Genomic DNA, 18,911 nt, shown 5'->3' on the forward strand with positions numbered 1-18,911 from the left:
AATGTGCAATAAAAGTGAAAAACATTCACGCAAAAATAAAGCCGAGATTAACTCGGCTTTATTGATTGAAGCATCCTGAATATTAGATATTCCATTCCACAAAGTTTTTTAGTAACTGCAAACCAACAGTGTGACTTTTTTCTGGGTGGAACTGCGTTGCAAACAAGTTGTCTTGATGCAGGGCTGTACAGAAAGTTAAACCATAATCACAGGTCGCGGCCACGATTTTTTCATCTTGCGGTTCAACATAAAAACTATGCACGAAGTAAAAACGCGCATCTTGTTCAATGTTGTTCCACATAGGGTGGCTCGGGTCACGTTGATGTACCTGATTCCAACCCATGTGTGGCACTTTTAAACCTGCTACTTCAGGAAAGCGTTTGACTGTACCTGCAAAAATGCCCAGTGCATCTGCTCCGCCATTTTCTTCGGAATGTTGCATCAGCGCCTGCATGCCTACACAAATTGCAAGTACAGGTTTATTAAAGACCGCGTTGCGTACCACGTCATCAATGCCAGCTTCATGCATGCCTTGCATACAATCACGCATAGCACCCACACCTGGAAACACAATTTTATCGGCTTGTGCAATCAGTTTTGGGTCATTGGTCACATCTACCGTTGCACCCACATGCTCTAAAGCTTTCGCTGCAGAGTGTAAATTTCCCATGCCATAGTCAAGAAGGGCAATTCGGGTCATTAGAGTGTTCCTTTGGTTGATGCCACTGTATTTTCAGCACGCGGATCGACTTCACATGCCATGCGTAAAGCACGTGCAAATGCTTTAAATACGCTTTCAATTTGGTGGTGGCTGTTTTTACCTTTGAGGTTGTCGATGTGCAGTGTCATTAATGCATGGTTGACAAAGCCTTGGAAGAATTCTGAGAATAAATCCACATCAAAAGTACCAATACGTGCGCGGGTAAATGGAATATCCATAAATAAACCCGGACGACCCGATAAATCGACAATCACACGGCTTAAAGATTCATCAAGTGGTGCGTAAAAGTGACCGTAGCGTCGTAAACCTTTTTTATCGCCCAAAGCTTGAGCAAAAGCTTGTCCAAGCGTGATACCACAGTCTTCTACAGTGTGGTGATCATCAATTTCCAAGTCGCCATCACAATGAATATCAATATCAAACAAACCGTGTCGCTTGATTTGATCAATCATATGGTCTAAAAATGGAACTCCAGTGTTGAGTGTGCCTTGACCCGTACCGTCCAGATTCACACGAACTCGAATTTTAGTTTCGTTGGTATTTCTCACCACTTCACTGATACGTTGGGTCATAGACACGTTCCTCAAAAAACGTCAAAAATGATTGATGTAAAATGTTTTCGCTGTGACGAAGTCTCAGCATATTAGATTGCTCAGGAGGGTTAATCAATGCCTATTACCGTACATGCCTATACTTCACTGGAAAATACCGAAGTGCGCAGCCAGCTTGAGCGACTGTATGATACCAGCCCTGAATTTGGCGATGGGCAAGATGCGGTAAGCCAACTTGAGCAGAACTTGGCTCAGTATACCCTACTTTACACGGCAGAATTTAATACTAAAGTGATTGGTGCGATTTGGTGCACAGGGCAAGATGATCATCGTACGCTTGAATATATTGTGGTGCATCCTGCAAACCGTGGTCGAGGTGTGGCAGATCGTTTGGTGAGTGAGGTGTGCCGTATGGAAGAAGCCAAAGGTGTGCAGCACTTTCAGCCGGGTTGTGGTGCGATTCATCGTTGTTTGGCGCATTTGGGTAAGTTGTGAGTTTTTAAAAAGCTGACGTTGTGTCTGTCTTTTCAGTTTATCCGTATAGGTCAAAATTAAATTAGTATCGAAAATCCCTTCTCTTGCGCCATATATGGCTCAGGGATGAGGAATATCTTCCGTAAGAGGATGATGGGGGATTGAAGTATGGTTTTAATCGGATTTGTGAAAGAAGTTTATCTAAATCCTATATTGTTTTTTGTGCTTGCACAGCCACAATTTTTAGCTAAGGTTTAAATAGCTTTGCGTAGGCATCTTCCTACTTTGGCAAGACCCAAAGTAGGCAAAAGTCTTTTGTTACCCATACACGACATCCTTGTCGTGATGGGTAACGTGGGGCATCCGTGCCCCACATTCGCGTATCGGAAGTTTGTCAAAATTTAATTGGAAAAGAACTCATTTTTAAATTTTTGGGTGATATTTCAGCAGAAATAGAATGAGATTGCTGTAAAAGTAAACATTTGCACTGAAAAGCGAAAAAGACTATTGACGATTTACAGCTGAAACTGTTTAATACGCGTCATTGGCGTGATAGCTCAGTCGGTAGAGCAACGGATTGAAAATCCGTGTGTCCCCAGTTCGATCCTGGGTCTCGCCACCATATTCAAAACGGTTAAACGTTTTCAATCCCTGATCCCATCAGGGATTTTTTTTGCATAAAATTTATGCGATCAAATAAAAAAGTGATGATTTTTATTGACTATTCAGCCGAGATACGGCTTAATACACGGCATTGGCGTGATAGCTCAGTCGGTAGAGCAACGGATTGAAAATCCGTGTGTCCCCAGTTCGATCCTGGGTCTCGCCACCATATTCAAAAAGCCTCAAACAATGTTTGGGGCTTTTTTATGCGCAAAATTTTTTATGTCTAAAATAAAATCTTGTATTCAAACCCGCTTTGCATCTTCATCTAAAGTCCACAATACGTATTAAACAAGCTGAATTAAAATCAAGCGATCATGGTCAGGGAATGCAGCATGAAAGATTTGTTTTCGCAGGGCAGCGATTTATATCGTCAGGCACGTCCGCAGTATTCAACCGCGATTGTCGATACGATTTTACAACATGTGCCAGAGCGCGGTTTGACATGGGACTGCGGTGCAGGTTCAGGGCAGTTTACCCAGTTATTAACGCCACATTTTCAGCAGATTTTAGCCACGGATTTAAGTCAGACACAGCTGGATCAAGCACCACAGTGGGAAAATGTGCGTTATCGCGCTTGTTTGGCGCAAGACAGCGGATTGGCAGATGCGAGTGTGGATTTAATTACCGTTGCACAAGCGATTCACTGGTTCAAGTTTGATGCCTTTTATGCCGAAGTGCATCGGGTGCTAAAACCGAGTGGAATATTTGCTGCGGTGGGCTACGGTCTGATTCAAGCTGTAGATCCTGAGGTGAATACCGCAATTCAACGCTTGTATTTTCAGACCTTAAAAGGTTGTTGGGATGCTGAACGTCGTTATATTGATGACTTATATCGCACGATTCCTTTCCCATTTCAAGAAATCGTGACACCCGAACTTTGCCTGAAATATCGTTGGTCGGCAGCACAATTGCTGAATTATTTAAACACTTGGTCGGGACTGCAGCATTATTTAAAGCAACATACTGATACGCCCTTGCTTGAATTACAGCAATTGTTGCAGCAGCAACCTGCTCAGGGCTTGGAAATTCAGTTTCCAGTTTTGCTGCGTTTAGGTCGCTTGGTATAAAAAGTCAATGTATTGAGTGATTTTTGAACTTAAAATATAAGTTGGTGAAAAAAGGATGTTTCTCCACAGGTGTAATTTACCTATGTGCGAGGTGTCCAATGTTAAAATTTTCTCTCCCTATTTTATTCAGTCTTGCGCTGAGTCTCCCTGCGACTGCTTTTGCCAATCTTGATCAGCCTTTACAGGTCTTGGATGATTGTGCATTAAGTGCAGAATATGGGCAATCCAACAGCTTAAATTTGCTGCATGATCAATACCGTTTTACCGCGCAAGATGTGGTGAATCAAGTTCGAGCTGAACAAAACCTAGACTTAGCAAGCAAATTTGCAACTTTGGGTTCTCGTTTTTATATCAACCCGCAAGGTCAAACTGTGCTGCAAATTCAACGTGATGTGGTGTCTTTGGGTGTGATTGAAACCACACTCAGTGTGGATGGTTTACGCCAGTTAGGGCAGCATTTTATAGATGAATTTAAAGCTTTGGCATTTGAGTAAAATGGAGTGCGTTGTCGCAAATGACCTTGTGACAATCTAAGACATAAAAACTTAAGACATAAAAAAACGCCCTGAAAAATCAGGGCGTTTTTTATTGCACGCGAATTATGCTGGTTGCGCAGATTCTTGTTGTGCAGGAGTCAACATGTGACCGTGTTCTTCGAAGTTTGCATGCCAAGATAATGCTTCACGAAGTAGGTGAGGAGTGTGACCACCTTTTGCACATGCACGCTCAAAGTAATCATTCAATGCATTGCGGTACATTGGGTGTACACAGTTGTCGATAATCGCACGAGCGCGTTCACGTGGTGCAAGACCGCGTAAATCTGCTAAACCTTGCTCAGTAACCAAAATGTCAACGTCGTGTTCGTTGTGGTCTACGTGCGCAGCCATTGGAACGATAGATGAAATGTCACCGCCTTTCGCAATTGATTTAGTCACGAAAATCGCCAAGTGTGCGTTACGCGCGAAGTCACCTGAACCACCAATACCGTTCATCATTTTGGTACCGCATACGTGGGTTGAGTTCACGTTACCGTAAATATCAAACTCAAGTGCAGTGTTAATGCCAATGATGCCTAAACGACGTACTAACTCAGGGAAGTTAGAGATTTCTTGTGGACGTAAAATGAATTTGTCTTTGTAGTGTGCAAGATTACCAAATACGCGATCGCCACATTTTTCAGACAAGGTCATTGAACAGCCAGAAGCGAACTTCATTTTGCCTGCATCAATCAATTCAAACGTACAGTCTTGGAGTACTTCTGAGTACATCACCAAGTCTTCAAAGTTAGAGTGTTTGAAGCCTGTTAATACTGCATTTGCAATTGAACCGATACCTGCTTGTAAAGGTGCCAAGTTTTTCGGTAAACGACCTTGAGCTACTTCGTTTTCAAAGAATGCGATCAAGTGATCGGCAATTGCTTGAGTTTCGTCATCTGGATCGGTCACGTTAGATGGAGAGTCAAGCAAGGTATCGTTAAATACAATACCCACAACTTTTGCAGGGTCTAACTGAATACCTTTGGTTCCAATACGTTGTTCAACGTGAGTTAATGGCACTGGGCCACGTGTTGGACGTGCTTCAGGAATATAAATGTCGTGTAGGCCTTCAAATTCTGTGCTTACAGTGGTGTTGATTTCGATAATGACTTTATCTGCATATTCAACAAAGCTTGCAGAGTTACCTACAGAAGTTGTTGGAATAATTAAGCTGTCTTCAGTAATTGCAACTGCTTCAACAATCGCGATGTCTGGGCGTTTTAGCGTGTTGTTACGCATTTGCTCAACAGTTTCAGACAAGTGTTGGTCAATGAACATAACTTGACCTTGGTTAATTGCTTTACGCAAGGTGTTGTCTACTTGGAACGGCATACGACGAGCCAAAACACCTGCTTCAGTCAATTGCTTGTCTAAATCATTACCAAGACTTGCGCCAGTAATTAAGTCAATTTTTAAAGGGTTGGTTTTAGCGCGTGCCACCAATGCAAGTGGAACAGCTTTTGCTTCACCCGCACGAGTAAAGCCACTCATACCTACGGTCATACCATCTTGAACGAATTCAGCAGCTTGTTCTGCGCTGATTACTTTGTCGTGGAGGGAGGCTAAACGGATGCGATCTAAAGACATGGCGAACTCTCGTAAAATACTAGACTGATACCGATTGTACCGATCAAAAAAGGTATTTTGCATAGGTGTTAGGCTAAGGTCTAATTTTTTGCCTAAATGGTGGTATAAAAATATAAAATAATACATAAATAATTGAATTTAATCGTTTATTTATATATCAAAAGGTAAATATTACAATTTGTTTGATATATTTTTATACAATTTTGATATGCACCATCTGAATTTTTTACTTTGATCGTCCATCCGATTTGCTGTTGGTCTGAAATTGGTATATAGCAAGCCAGATAGAGATCAAAAGCGTCAGCCGTTTAGAAGTGTTCACTCAAACTTTGTTTGATTTTTTCCAGCGTGCCAACATTATTTTTTTCTTCAACGATTTCAGGTTGTAACGGCAGGGTAATGATGGCTTCAAGACCACCGTGTTCACGGTTTTGAATGGTGAGCTCGCCCTGATGAATATCGACAATACGTTTTACAATTGCCAAACCTAAGCCACTGCCTTGTACAGTACGTGCTTCATTGCCGCGTACAAAAGGCTGCATTAAATCCGCAATTTGGTCTTCTGGAATGCCTGTACCGTTGTCTGCCACGCTAATCCGAATGTGTTCATCCAGCACTTCTGCAGACAACTCAATTGGCTCTGCACCATAGCGTTTCGAGTTATTAATCAGGTTGCCAATCAGACGTTTCAGCGACAAACTGCGCGCCTGAATTAAAGGTAATTCTTGTGCGTTAAAGCGAATATCCAACGGTTTAAATTGAATAATCAATTCCTGCAGCAAAACATTTAAATCGGTTTCTTGTAATTCTTCATCGGAACCATCACGCATATAAGAAATGAATTGATTTAAAATCGCATCCATATCTTCTACATCGTAAATTAAGCCTTCTTTTAAAAAATCATCATCGGGCATCATTTCGGCACTTAAACGAATCCGTGTCAGTGGCGTGCGCAGGTCGTGTGAAATACCTGCCAACATGATACGACGGTCACGTTCAGTCTGTTCCAAGGTATAAATCATGTGATTAAAGGCTTGGTTGACCTCACGAATTTCCTGCGGACCGTGATTGGTTTCTAAATAAGGTGCTTTGCCTGTTTTACTGTAGCTATTGGCGGCATTTTGCAGACGACGCAAAGGACGATTCAGCTGACGTACTAGAGTTAAAATAATTGCTGCAGCTAACAGTGGAATACCCAAAAGCCAGCCAAAGACCAATTCAGGGCTGTAGTTGGCATAGGTTTTAAGGGGTTCACGTACCCAGTTGCCATTCATTTCTGGGGTTTGAATCCAAATACGCGGGCTTGGTTTGAACTGGAAATAGACCGTGACATCCTGCATTTTTAATTCAGTTGCCAGTTTCTTTTCTATTTGTTGGGTAAAAAACTCTGCAATGACTTTTTCCCGTACATTAGGAAACTCACGTGGATCGGTTACATATTCAATGCCGACCCGATTTTTAAGCCACGCATCGACATCGACTTCGGCTTCATTGTGAAAAATGCGCAAATCTGGATTGTTTAAAATTTCCAGTTCAACCGCTAAATAGCGGGCGTGTTGTTGAATTTCAGGTAAATACAAGGTGCGCCAAAAGAACCACAACGACATAAACAGGCTAAACAACACCACAAAAACCACCAGTACCGTGGTGCGCATGGCTGCAGAGCGTGGTTTGATTTTGTCCAGAAAACGCTCCCAGCGGGTACGTTTCTTTTCAGAATACGCCACATAGTCGGTAAATTCTTGTGGGTCGATGGGTTCGAGTTTCACATCTTGTCCTGTGGCAGAGGTTGTAAAGCGAATTTAGTAAGTGAAATTTTATGATGAATATACTTGTTATTGGAATGTCTGTTCTTTAAATCTAGCACAATGATCGGTGTGCATAAATGTTGATCATTGCATGAAGATGTGAGGCTGAAGCCTCACATCATTTTCAACTTATTCCGCACCATCTGGAACAAATACATAACCGACACCCCAAACCGTTTGAATATAACGTGCACGGGCAGGGTTTTCTTCAATTAAACGACGTAAACGTGAAACCTGAACATCAATCGAACGCTCCATCGCACCCCATTCACGACCACGCGCCAAATTCATTAACTTGTCACGGGTTAAAGGCTCACGAGGATGTTGTACCAACGCTTTGAGTACTGCAAATTCACCTGTAGTTAGGGTCACGACCTGACCTTCACGTGTCAAAGTACGGGTCGATAAATCTAGTGACCATGGGCCAAAACCAACCACTTCCATTTGCTGACTTGGTGCACCTGGTACCTCGCGCACTTGACGACGCAATACAGCACGAATACGCGCTAACAGCTCATTTGGATTAAACGGTTTTGGTAAATAATCATCTGCACCTGCTTCAAGTCCTGCAATACGGTCAGAGTCACTGCCGCGAGCCGTCAGCATAATAATTGGCGTGTCGATGTTAGATTGACGTAAACGACGGCAAATACTTAAACCATCTTCAACAGGCAGCATAAAATCAAGCACGATTAAAGAGAACAGTTCACGCTGTAACAAACGATCCATTTGTGTCGCATCGTGGGCAGTTTTGACCACAAAACCCTTATCTTCCAAGAAACGCTGTAACAGGGTACGTAAACGCACATCATCATCGACAACGAGAATGCGTTCAACGCGGTCAGTTTCGCTGTGTACGGCATCTGTTTTTTCAGCAGGTACAACTAAACTCATGATGTGCTCCTTTATTCTTTATTGTCATCGTAAACAAAAAGTTGAGTTGGCTTTGAGTATACGATTCATTGGTATCTATTGCCTATGCTCTAAAGCAACAAATATTGCAGATAAAATCAAGACATAGATACCAAATATATACAGCATTCCCATGCGAAAAACTGACATATTTGTCCGTTTGAGTCTAACATAAGCCTGAATTTTATTTAGATTTATAAAATTTAGCCGAATTGGCAAAAATCGCCAAAAATCCACCATTTATAAAATTCATAAAACAATTGTGGATTTTATAGTCTTGGTCTTTATAATCATGGCTTTTAGTACTTATCCTTGTAGGATCACACACGATGACTGACTTAGTTCAGCAGTTAGCAAAAGAACTTGCCGTACGACCAAATCAAGTAGAAGCTGCCATCAAACTTATTGATGAAGGTGCTAGCGTTCCATTTATTGCACGTTACCGTAAAGAAGTGACGCAAGGTTTAGATGACACGCAGCTACGTCAGCTCGATACACGTTTATCGTATTTACGTGATTTATATGAGCGTCGCGAAAAAGTAATAGAATCACTCAAAGAACAAGATAAATTATCTGATGATTTATTGGCACGGGTTAACGCTGCTGAAACCAAAAATGCTTTAGAAGAAATTTACGCGCCTTACCGTCCAAAACGCACCAGTAAATCGTTTAAAGCTAAAGAAGCAGGTTTAGGCCCAATTGCAGCGCAAATTTTTGCAGAACAGGTTGAGCCAAGCGAAGCTTTAGCAGGCTTTAGTCATGCAGACTATCCTGATGCAGACAGTCAGCTAGATGCGGTACAACACATTCTGATTGATGAATGGGCACAAAATATTGCCTTAACCACAGAATTAAAAGAAATTTTTGCCAAAACAGCGGTATTAAAAAGCTTGGTTGCTTCTGAAGAGAAAAAAGAAGTGGGCAAAAAATTCCGTGATTACTTCGATTTTTCAGAAAACCTCAACAAAGTGCCTTCACATCGCCTATTGGCGATGTTGCGTGGTCGCCAAGAAAACGTCTTGGGTTTAAAAGTTGATGGTGAAGACAGTGCACCTTTGGCACGTATTGAAACTGAATACAATTTAGATCAAATTCAGCCGCAAGCACGTCAGGACTTTTTAAAGCAAACGGCAAAATTGTTCTGGTTGGGCAAAGTGCGTCCACAAATCGAACATTCATTATTGACTGAAAAGCGTTTGGCTGCCGAAGCTGAAGCGATGGATGTCTTTGCAGAAAACTTGCGTCATTTATTGCTCTCTGCACCTGCAGGTGCGCGTTGTACGCTGGGCGTAGACCCTGGCATCCGTACAGGTGTCAAACTGGCTGTGGTGAACCAATCTGGCGATGTGGTTGCACATAGCACGGTTTATCCATTTGCACCTAAAGAAGACAAAGCAGGCGCGATTGAAGAACTTGCACGTTTATGCCGTGAGCACAATGTTGATTTAATCGCGATTGGTAACGGGACTGCAAGCCGTGAAACTGAAGCGGTTGTGGCAGAAATGATGGCGGCGCACAGTGACTTGAAATTAACACGTGTGTCTGTATCTGAAGCGGGTGCATCTGTGTATTCAGCTTCTGAATTGGCATCGCAAGAGTTGCCAGAACTAGATGTGTCGATTCGTGGTGCAGTGTCGATTGCACGTCGTTTGCAAGACCCATTGGCAGAGTTGGTAAAAATTGATCCAAAATCAATCGGTGTGGGTCAGTATCAACATGACGTGAATCAGGCAGGTTTAGCAAAAACCTTAGAAGCTGTGGTAGAAGACTGTGTGAACTCGGTCGGTGTCGATGTCAACACGGCATCTTCAGCAATTTTGGGTTATATCGCAGGTTTGAATAAAGCCATTGCACAGCAAATTGTTGAATACCGTAAAGAACATGGCCGTTTTGACAATCGCCAAGCTTTGAAAAACGTACCGCGTTTAGGCGAACGTACTTTTGAACAAGCAGCAGGTTTCTTACGTATTCAGGCAGGTTCTGAGCCTTTGGATGCTTCTGCAGTGCACCCTGAATCTTATGGTTTAGTAGAAAAAATTGTGGCTGCCAAAGCGACCACGGTTAAAGATATTATTGGTAATACTGAAATTATCCGTTCGGTGAATGCTGAAGAATTTGTGGATGAGCAAGTCGGCTTACCAACTATTCAGGATGTTTTGTCTGAATTGGAAAAACCAGGTCGTGACCCACGTCCTGAATTCCGTACGGCTAAATTCCGTGAAGATATTACTGAAGTGGCGCAGTTGACTGAAGGCATGCAGCTTGAAGGTGTTGTAACCAACGTGACCAACTTTGGTGCTTTCGTGGATGTGGGCGTACATCAGGATGGTTTGGTGCATATTTCTGAGTTGGCCAATGAATTTGTGGCTGATCCGCATAAAGTGGTGAAACCAGGTCAAATTGTTCAAGTGCGTGTGTTGCAGGTTGATGTAGAGCGTAACCGTGTGAATTTATCGATGCGTCCTGAAGGTTCGGCTGCACCTGCAAAAGCAGCGCGTGCACCACGTCGTGATCAAGAACAGCGTACAGAGCGTAAGCCACAAGCGAAACGTCCACAGCAGTCACGTCCTCAGACTGAGCGTCCACAAGCGAAAAAACCACAAGCCGCTAAACCACAAGAAAATAAAATTGGTGGTTTAGGTGCATTGTTGTTACAAGCAGGGATTAAAGGTTCGAAGTAATTTTGAATTGCTCTAACAAAAAGCTCCCGAAATTCGGGAGCTTTTTGTTTTGCAGGAACATTTTTATATACAGATTTTTTGATGGATTTTAAATCAACGGTACAATCCAACTCACCAAAATCAGCATAATTCCCAAATGTCCAAGTTTACGAGTCACTGCGACTAGTTTTGACGGTGGTGCTTCAAGTTGGCGAGCATATTCCTGAAGATTTAAACCTTGTGAGGCTTTGCTGCTAAATAAAAATACGCCCAAATCAATACAAATTAAAATCGTGCCGACATCGGCAACAACCTCTAAAAGTTCATATTCTTGCTGATAAAGCGCCGTTGCAACCTGATAACTCAGAAACAAGGCAAAGGCAAAACAGCCATACTGTAAAATGAGGGCCAGTGCTCGCATAATCCATTCAAAATACTTAAAACAGCTGTGTTATAGCATAAAAATGCGGTGCAATTGAATGTTTTGTTATGGTTGAGATTGTGGATCTTAAATAAGTAATTAACGGATTAAGCCTTGCAGAACAAAACTTGTGGCAATACTGCCTGCTGCCAATTTAGACATGAAATAACTGTAATTAGAAGAGGCAGAAACTTCGGACATCGCACCAGATGAATGCGACATGGACACGGCAAGTTGGCTGCGATAGCCCAATTCGACTAACAAGACCACCAGGCCTGTCAGTGTCATCACTTGAAATGTGTCTACATGATTGCGCGTAAGCTCAGTATATAAGTGATAAAAACTTAAGCCCGCAGCAGAAAAACAAAATAGCTTAAACAGATACAGAGTTTTCATGTGTTGTACCTTTCATTATTGTAATGTCATTTTGAATGCTATTTCTTAAACCAATATTAAAATCACATGAAAAGTTGCGGCTGCACAATTTAAAAATTGTTGAAGTGATGTTGTATTGTTGTGCGCTGTTCAACCTAAGCTGTAAAAACAAATAGGCGACCCGTAGGTCGCCTAAAGCAAAACTTGAATTGTGTATAAATTACCAGTGTTCACCTGGGAACAAGCGCGCATACGCTTTTTGTACCCAGTTCAGTTTTTGCTGCTCGCCCACAGAAGCGGTAGAGCTTGGGAATAAGTTATAACCAATCGACATGAGTTTGTTGTTAATGTCTGGTGCAATCGCATAAGTGATTGAAGCCAAACGACCCAAATGTGTCGCAATTTTCTTCGGACGTTTCACAATCGCATAAGCAATTAAATCTGCCGCTTGCTCAGGTGAAAGGGTGGGCACGTACTTATAAATTTTGGTTGGTGCGATCATTGGGGTACGAACCAATGGCATATACACCGAAGTAATCGCAATTTTGTGTGTATGCGCTTCTGCAGATAGACAGCGACTAAACGCATCCAATGCGGCTTTAGATGCCACATAAGCCGAGAAACGCGTTGCGTTGGCTAATACACCAATCGAGCTGATGTTGATGATGTGACCATCTTTACGGTGCATCATCTGCGGCAAAATATTGAGTACCAAACGCACAGCACCAAAATAGTTGAGCTGCATGGTACGTTCAAAGTCGTGGAAACGATCAACCGACTCATGTACTGCACGACGGATTGAGCGGCCTGCGTTGTTAATTAGAATATCAATATGATCGACAGAGGCAAGAATTTGTTGCGATACAGCATCAATAGAGTCCATATCGTTTAGATCACAAGGGAAAACTGAAGCCTTGCCACCACGTGCTTCAATTTCAGCTTTGACTTGTTCGAGCGTTTCCTGAGTGCGTGCCACCAAAAGCACATGCGCACCTGCATCGGCTAGCTTATGTGCCACGGTTAAACCAATACCACTCGATGCACCTGTAATAAGGGCAACTTTACCATTTACACGCTGTTGAAAAAGTTTCTCTAATTTTGGCTTCACGCTAATATTCCTGATTTAGATTCCTGAGTTGTCATTTTTATTGAGATTGACGATTCAAATTTCAGACTGAATTTGAACTGTTTTACTTGGCTTTATGATAGCCGATTGCACAAAAAAAGCTATGGAATAAGTGGTTGAATTTAAAAATGAATTTAGAGTAATTGCTCTATTTTTGTGAGCTGTATATCTTTATTTTTACCATGAAATAAAGCTAATGCAAAGACATACAAAGAAAAATTAAAATAAAAAAGCATCCTGTTGAAATTAATCAGCAGGATGCCAGTACAAAGTTTGAACTGATGAGTTTTTAGACGGCTGCTAAAGCTTGCTCTAAATCGGCAATTAAGTCATCGGCATGTTCAATCCCGATGGATAAACGCACCATATCTTCACTCACACCAGCCGCTTTGAGTTCATCTGCACTCAACTGACGGTGAGTGGTGGTTGCAGGGTGGCAAGCCAGGCTCTTGGCATCGCCAATATTGACCAAGCGTGTGAATAATTGCAGTGCATCAATAAAGCGGGTTCCGCCTTCACGGCCATCTTGCACACCAAAAGACAGAATTGCAGAAGGTTTACCTTTCACATATTTTTGTGCCAACGCATGTTGCGGGTGATCTTTCAAACCTGCGTAATTGACCCATTTCACTTTTGGATGTGCCTGTAAATATTCCGCTACTTTTTGCGCGTTTTCAGTATGGCGTTCCATACGCAGGCTTAAGGTTTCTAAACCTTGTAAAATTAGGAATACGTTATGCGGGCTAATCGCTGCACCTGTATTGCGTAGTGGTACTACACGTGCACGTGCAATAAATGCTGCAGCGCCTAAGGCTTCTACATAGTTCACACCATGGTAACTTGGGTCAGGTGTATTTAAGGCTTTAAAACGTTCAGGATATTTGCCCCAAGGGAATTTACCGCTATCGACAATAATGCCGCCAATAGACGTACCGTGACCACCAATATATTTGGTCAGTGAGTGAATGATGATGTCTGCGCCAAAATCAAATGATTTTTGCAAGACAGGCGTGGCTACAGTGTTATCCACCACCACTGGAATGCCGTATTCGTGCGCAATTTTCGCAATCGCTTCAAGGTCAATAATATTGCCCAATGGGTTACCAATGGATTCTACAAAGACCAGTTTGGTTTTGTCATCAATCAGGTCGCGTAAGCTTTCAGGCTGTTGATAATCGAAGAAACGTACTTCAATGCCTTGTTTAGGCAAGGTGTGGGCAAATAAGTTGTAAGTACCGCCGTATAAAGTTGATACTGAAGCAATGTTATCGCCTGCTTCGGTAATGGTCTGAATTGCGTAGGTAATTGCAGCCATACCCGATGCTAAAGCCAATGCGCCAATCCCGCCTTCAAGTGCTGCAACACGTTGCTCCAATACTGCAGTGGTTGGGTTCATAATACGGGTGTAAATATTGCCTTGTACTTTTAAATCAAATAAATCGGCACCATGTTGCGTATTATCAAAGGCATAAGAAGTGGTTTGGTAAATAGGCACAGCCACGGCTTTGGTGGTTGGTTCTGGGCTATAGCCTGCATGAATGGCCAAAGTTTCGTCTTTATAGGTCATGTTTACTTCATCTTCGTGAGTTAAATTGGTTTGAGTCTAGCACTTTTAAATATGAAAGAAAGTGTAAAAATGCTGCAATATTTAGCTGTAAATTTGATATAGCAGGCAAAAAGTCCTGTGCTTATCCGCTGATCGCTAGAGTTGTAACAAAGCATGCAAGATGTTTGTGGTGTCTTATTTTTTCTCCGTATTCAGGTATAATACCCGATTATTTTTTCGCTCATTAGAGCAGGGGCTGCTCATCTGAGCCCCAGATTTGGTTTTCTATTGAGGAGTCCTACGTGGCCCAATATATTTATACGATGAACCGAGTGTCGAAAATGGTTCCGCCTAAGCGCGAAATCTTGAAAGACATCTCCTTATCATTTTTCCCAGGTGCGAAAATTGGTGTGCTTGGTTTAAACGGTGCAGGTAAATCGACTTTGCTCCGTATTATGGCGGGCGTAGATAAAGATTTCTCTGGTGAAGCTCGTGCACAGCCAGGCATCAAAATTGGTTATCTTGAGCAAGAACCACCACTAGACCCGAGCAAAGATGTACGCGGCAACGTGGAAGATGGTGTGCGTGAAGCTTTAGATGCTTTAGAGCGTTTAGACCAAGTTTTTGCAGAATATGCAGATCCAGATGCAGATTTCGACAAACTTGCAAAAGAGCAAGAGAAGTTAGAAGCGATTATCCAAACTTGGGATGCACACAACCTGAACAATCAGCTTGAACAAGCAGCGGCAGCATTAAATTTGCCAGCTTGGGATGCTGATGTTAACAAATTATCGGGTGGTGAGCGTCGTCGTGTGGCTTTATGCCGTTTGTTATTGTCTAAACCAGACATGCTGCTTCTAGACGAGCCGACGAACCACTTGGATGCAGAATCTGTATCTTGGTTAGAGCGTTTCTTAAAAGACTTCCCGGGTACGATTGTGGCAATTACCCACGACCGTTACTTCTTGGATAACGTTGCAGAATGGATTTTAGAACTTGACCGTGGACATGGTATTCCATATCAAGGTAACTACTCTTCATGGTTAGAGCAGAAAAATAACCGTTTAGAGCAAGAACAGAAGCAAGAAGAATCTTTTGCTAAAGCCTTGAAAAAAGAATTGGAATGGGTACGTTCCAATGCGAAAGGCCAGCAAAAGAAAAACAAAGCGCGTATGGAGCGTTTTGAAGAGCTTAACTCGCGTGAATTCCAACAGCGTAACGAAACTTCTGAAATTTATATTCCACCTGGCCCACGTTTAGGGAACAAAGTGGTGGAAGTGGAAAACATCAGCAAGTCATTTGGTGATCGCTTACTTTACGAAAACCTTTCCTTTACTGTGCCGCCTGCAGCGATTGTGGGGATTGTCGGTCCAAACGGTGCGGGTAAAACGACTTTATTCCGTATGATGACTGGCGAGCAGCAACCTGATACGGGCAGCGTGACTTTAGGTGACTCGGTAAAAGTGGCTTATGTCGGTCAGATTCGTGACACTCTAGATGATGACAAAACTGTTTGGGAAGAAGTTTCTGGCGGTTTAGACATTTTGAAAGTGGGCGATTATGAAATTGCATCGCGTGCTTATATTGGTCGCTTTAACTTTAAAGGTCAGGATCAGCAAAAACGCGTTGGTGAATTGTCGGGTGGTGAGCGTAACCGTTTACAACTGGCAAAAATTCTACAGCAGGGCGCAAACGTGATCTTGCTGGATGAGCCATCAAACGACTTGGATATTGAAACTTTACGTGCACTGGAAGATGCAATTTTAGTCTTCCCAGGTACAGTGATGGTGGTATCGCACGACCGTTGGTTCCTAGACCGTATTGCAACGCACATCTTGTCATTCGAAGATGAGCAACCAGAATTCTTTACAGGTAACTATACTGAGTTTGAAGAATATCGCCGTAAGAAATATGGTGATGATCTGGCAACCAAACGTAGCAAATACCGTAAAATTGGCGCTTAAGTCTAAAAACTTGAGTTCTCATTAAAAAAACCAGCCGAGAAGGCTGGTTTTTTTATATTTGCTCGATGATGTGGTCTTGTGATCAACCTAGCAACATTTTTTCTTAATCTAGATGTAGACCAGTGAGGTTTAAACTTCCCACTCATGTGCACATTCACGGCACTTCCATTTTTTTTGTGACTGCATAAAGGCTTGCATAGAAATTTTGAAATCAGGCAAATCACGATAAAACAAGAAACCTGCAATTACACACAGCACAAATACAGCCACAGTAATGCTTTGTAAGGTTGTGCCTGCACCATCACCAAAAATCCACATGGCGATACTGATCAAGACAAGAAGTAATAAGACAAATACCGCTGGAATAAGCATCACCAAGCTTTTTGGCACCACAGGACGCGGTGTTGTTTGACCTGCCTGCGCAACAGGCATGATTTTTGGGCTTTGACATTTAGGGCATCGGTATTGCATTACAACTCCAAAATTCTAATCTGATCGTTATTCTAACCAAATGTACGGCAAATCAAAAACAGTCTGTCAGAAAACAGGGCAATAAAAAAGCCCAAGTCATTGCTTGAGCTTTATTATAAGATGAAGATAAGTGAATTTATATTCATCTTGAATATGGCGTCCCTACGGGGATTCGAACCCCGGTTACCGCCGTGAAAGGGCGATGTCCTAGGCCTCTAGACGATAGGGACTTGATGAGGCAACACAGGTAAAGCCTTATTTAAACTTGGTGGAGTCAAGCGGGATCGAACCGCTGACCTCTACAATGCCATTGTAGCGCTCTACCAACTGAGCTATGACCCCAGTCTGTGTGAGCGCAATATTAGGGCTATTGCGCGCACACGTCAACAAAAAAATGAATTAAGCTGGATCAATTGCATCATTTTTCGGCAATTTGATGCTTTCATTCAGTTTTTCCCAGACTTTAACTTCTTTTTTGCTTGGTCCGCCAACCACTTCTAAGGCATGACGCAAACGCGCAAAGGTCAGGTCAGGACCAATGGTGACCATGGTTTGCATCACAGGTGTAGATGCGGTTGAACCTGCAATTGCAATAAAGAACGCAGGCATGAAATCACGCAATTTGATTTCCATTTGGTTGGCTAAATCCATTAGGGTTTGGCTCACCGTGTCGTTGTTCCAAGTAAATAGACTTTCTAAACGCCAAATTGCAAATTGTAGGCTTTGACGCACTTGTTCTTCAGACAGTTTTTTACTTTCAAACTGTTCCTTGCTCAAGCTTGGGAAATGGTTGAAGTAATGTGCAGACCAATTGACCGCTTCTGAGAGTAAATTAATACGCGGTTGAATCGCGGCAGCAATCTCTTCCAATTTGGCACGATCTGCTTTCCAAGCCAATAAGGTATCTAACAGCTCAGCAGGTGAAAGCGCTTTAATCCATTGACCATTCAGCCAATTGAGTTTTTCCACATCAAAGATCGGGCCGCCTAGTGAAACACGTTGAATATCAAAGTGTTCAATCATTTCGGCTAAGGTGAATTTTTCACTTTCATCTGGCATTGACCAACCCATGCGACCTAAATAGTTCAGCAAAGCTTCAGGTAATACGCCAATGTCTTTGTAGTAGTTGATTGAAGTTGGGTTTTTACGTTTAGATAATTTTGATTTGTCTGGGTTACGCAACAATGGCATGTGGCATAACACAGGCATATCCCAACCAAAATATTGATAAAGCAATTGGTGTTTCGGTGCCGATGGAATCCATTCTTCACCACGAATCACGTGGGTGATTTGCATCAAATGGTCATCGACCACATTCGCCAAATGGTAAGTTGGTAAGCCATCTGTTTTCAGCAGAATTTGCATATCGACTTGCGCCCATGGAATTTCCACTTCACCGCGCAGCATATCATTAAATTTACATACGCCTTCGGTTGGTACTTTCATACGAATGACATGCGCTTCGCCTGCCGCTAAACGACGCTGTACTTCATCTGCAGACAAGTTTAAACCACGACCATCGTAGCGCGGGCTTTCACCACGTGCTTGCTGTTCTGCACGCATTTGATCGAGTTCTTCGCTAGTAGCGAAGCAATAGAAAGCATGTCCTTGTTCAACCAATTGCAAGGCGTATTGCTTATAAATATCCATACGTTCAGACTGACGATACGGTGCATGCGGGCCGCCGACATCTGGACCTTCTGCCCAATTTAAGCCTAACCAACGCAATGAATCCAAAATCATTTTTTCAGATTCAGGGGTTGAACGCAGTTGGTCAGTATCTTCAATACGAAGAATAAACTCACCACCGTGTTGTTTGGCAAAACATAAGTTAAACAAGGCGATATACGCTGTTCCCACGTGCGGGAAACCAGTAGGAGAAGGCGCGATACGAGTACGAACAGTCATAAGCAAAAATTAATTCAAAATGTAAATTGCAACCATTATAACGAAAAAGCCCAAGTACTTAATGTTAAATTCAACATTCTGTACTTGGGCGTTTCAACTGCATTTGAAAAGGGGATCA

Annotated in this window: 16 protein-coding genes and 4 tRNA genes; 7 read left to right on the forward strand and 13 right to left on the reverse strand. The window is 42.5% G+C overall.

Annotation, left to right across the window (positions count from 1 at the left end; all coding sequences use genetic code 11):
* Positions 1-82 precede the first annotated feature (82 nt).
* Both hisH and hisB read right to left on the reverse strand, forming a co-directional pair.
* Positions 83-700, reverse strand: coding sequence for an imidazole glycerol phosphate synthase subunit HisH (gene hisH / locus FTT91_RS08900; protein WP_004974401.1), 618 nt, complete (start codon positions 698-700; stop codon positions 83-85).
* Positions 700-1,293 carry an imidazoleglycerol-phosphate dehydratase HisB gene (gene hisB / locus FTT91_RS08905; protein ID WP_096902642.1) on the reverse strand — a complete coding sequence of 198 codons (594 nt, stop codon included), beginning with the start codon at positions 1,291-1,293 and terminating at the stop codon, positions 700-702. Before hisB ends, hisH begins: the two co-directional genes overlap by 1 nt.
* A gap of 96 nt (positions 1,294-1,389) precedes the next feature.
* Between hisB and FTT91_RS08910 the strand changes: the two genes are divergently transcribed.
* The 5 genes from FTT91_RS08910 to FTT91_RS08930 all read left to right on the forward strand — a co-directional run bounded on the left by FTT91_RS08910 (position 1,390) and on the right by FTT91_RS08930 (position 3,973).
* A complete protein-coding gene (locus FTT91_RS08910) occupies positions 1,390-1,767 on the forward strand; it encodes a GNAT family N-acetyltransferase (RefSeq protein ID WP_096902643.1) in 378 nt (125 codons plus the stop codon).
* Positions 1,768-2,292: 525 nt separating this feature from the next.
* Positions 2,293-2,368, forward strand: a tRNA-Phe gene (locus tag FTT91_RS08915).
* 134 nt (positions 2,369-2,502) lie between these two features.
* Positions 2,503-2,578: transfer RNA gene (locus tag FTT91_RS08920), tRNA-Phe, on the forward strand.
* A gap of 166 nt (positions 2,579-2,744) precedes the next feature.
* Entirely contained in the window at positions 2,745-3,479 is a 735-nt protein-coding gene (locus tag FTT91_RS08925; RefSeq protein ID WP_180169281.1) for a class I SAM-dependent methyltransferase, read from the forward strand.
* Between the two features lie 98 nt (positions 3,480-3,577).
* Positions 3,578-3,973, forward strand: coding sequence for a hypothetical protein (locus FTT91_RS08930; protein ID WP_004974410.1), 396 nt, complete (start codon positions 3,578-3,580; stop codon positions 3,971-3,973).
* Between the two features lie 105 nt (positions 3,974-4,078).
* Here FTT91_RS08930 and FTT91_RS08935 read toward each other — a convergent pair whose 3' ends face one another.
* From FTT91_RS08935 to ompR, 3 genes are all read right to left on the reverse strand, one after another.
* A complete protein-coding gene (locus FTT91_RS08935) occupies positions 4,079-5,602 on the reverse strand; it encodes an acetyl-CoA hydrolase/transferase family protein (protein ID WP_004974412.1) in 1,524 nt (507 codons plus the stop codon).
* A gap of 308 nt (positions 5,603-5,910) precedes the next feature.
* The gene (locus tag FTT91_RS08940) at positions 5,911-7,371 is read right to left on the reverse strand and encodes an ATP-binding protein (protein WP_004974413.1); all 1,461 of its coding nucleotides are present in this window, start codon (positions 7,369-7,371) and stop codon (positions 5,911-5,913) included.
* A 168-nt stretch (positions 7,372-7,539) separates the two neighbouring features.
* Complete coding sequence (gene ompR, locus FTT91_RS08945; RefSeq protein WP_104852661.1) at positions 7,540-8,304, reverse strand: two-component system response regulator OmpR; 765 nt, start codon at positions 8,302-8,304, stop codon at positions 7,540-7,542.
* Between the two features lie 347 nt (positions 8,305-8,651).
* Here ompR and FTT91_RS08950 point away from each other — a divergent pair, with 347 nt between their 5' ends.
* Complete coding sequence (locus FTT91_RS08950) at positions 8,652-11,003, forward strand: Tex family protein (RefSeq protein WP_096901295.1); 2,352 nt, start codon at positions 8,652-8,654, stop codon at positions 11,001-11,003.
* 88 nt (positions 11,004-11,091) lie between these two features.
* Here FTT91_RS08950 and FTT91_RS08955 read toward each other — a convergent pair whose 3' ends face one another.
* The 4 genes from FTT91_RS08955 to FTT91_RS08970 form a co-directional block, all read right to left on the reverse strand.
* Positions 11,092-11,403 (reverse strand): hypothetical protein, encoded by a 312-nt coding sequence (locus tag FTT91_RS08955; protein WP_019838218.1) that lies wholly within the window; start codon positions 11,401-11,403, stop codon positions 11,092-11,094.
* A 99-nt stretch (positions 11,404-11,502) separates the two neighbouring features.
* Complete coding sequence (locus FTT91_RS08960) at positions 11,503-11,799, reverse strand: hypothetical protein (protein ID WP_004974421.1); 297 nt, start codon at positions 11,797-11,799, stop codon at positions 11,503-11,505.
* 199 nt (positions 11,800-11,998) lie between these two features.
* Positions 11,999-12,886 (reverse strand): SDR family NAD(P)-dependent oxidoreductase, encoded by an 888-nt coding sequence (locus tag FTT91_RS08965; RefSeq protein WP_004974423.1) that lies wholly within the window; start codon positions 12,884-12,886, stop codon positions 11,999-12,001.
* A gap of 307 nt (positions 12,887-13,193) precedes the next feature.
* Positions 13,194-14,471, reverse strand: a complete 1,278-nt coding sequence (locus FTT91_RS08970) for an O-acetylhomoserine aminocarboxypropyltransferase/cysteine synthase family protein (RefSeq protein WP_004974425.1) — start codon at positions 14,469-14,471, stop codon at positions 13,194-13,196.
* A 281-nt stretch (positions 14,472-14,752) separates the two neighbouring features.
* On the opposite strand from FTT91_RS08970, the gene ettA reads away from it, so the two are divergent.
* Positions 14,753-16,414: an energy-dependent translational throttle protein EttA gene (gene ettA / locus FTT91_RS08975; RefSeq protein WP_004974427.1), complete on the forward strand. Its 1,662-nt coding sequence runs from the start codon at positions 14,753-14,755 to the stop codon at positions 16,412-16,414.
* 129 nt (positions 16,415-16,543) lie between these two features.
* Here ettA and FTT91_RS08980 read toward each other — a convergent pair whose 3' ends face one another.
* From FTT91_RS08980 to gltX, 4 genes are all read right to left on the reverse strand, one after another.
* Entirely contained in the window at positions 16,544-16,885 is a 342-nt protein-coding gene (locus FTT91_RS08980) for a hypothetical protein (RefSeq protein ID WP_004974430.1), read from the reverse strand.
* A 154-nt stretch (positions 16,886-17,039) separates the two neighbouring features.
* A tRNA-Glu gene (locus tag FTT91_RS08985) sits at positions 17,040-17,115 on the reverse strand.
* Positions 17,116-17,151: 36 nt separating this feature from the next.
* A tRNA-Ala gene (locus FTT91_RS08990) sits at positions 17,152-17,227 on the reverse strand.
* Between the two features lie 57 nt (positions 17,228-17,284).
* The gene (gltX, locus tag FTT91_RS08995; protein ID WP_154320243.1) at positions 17,285-18,793 is read right to left on the reverse strand and encodes a glutamate--tRNA ligase; all 1,509 of its coding nucleotides are present in this window, start codon (positions 18,791-18,793) and stop codon (positions 17,285-17,287) included.
* Positions 18,794-18,911 lie beyond the last annotated feature (118 nt).

Origin of the sequence: Acinetobacter sp. YH12021, from assembly GCF_013420145.1 — a bacterium.
GTDB lineage: Bacteria > Pseudomonadota > Gammaproteobacteria > Pseudomonadales > Moraxellaceae > Acinetobacter > Acinetobacter towneri.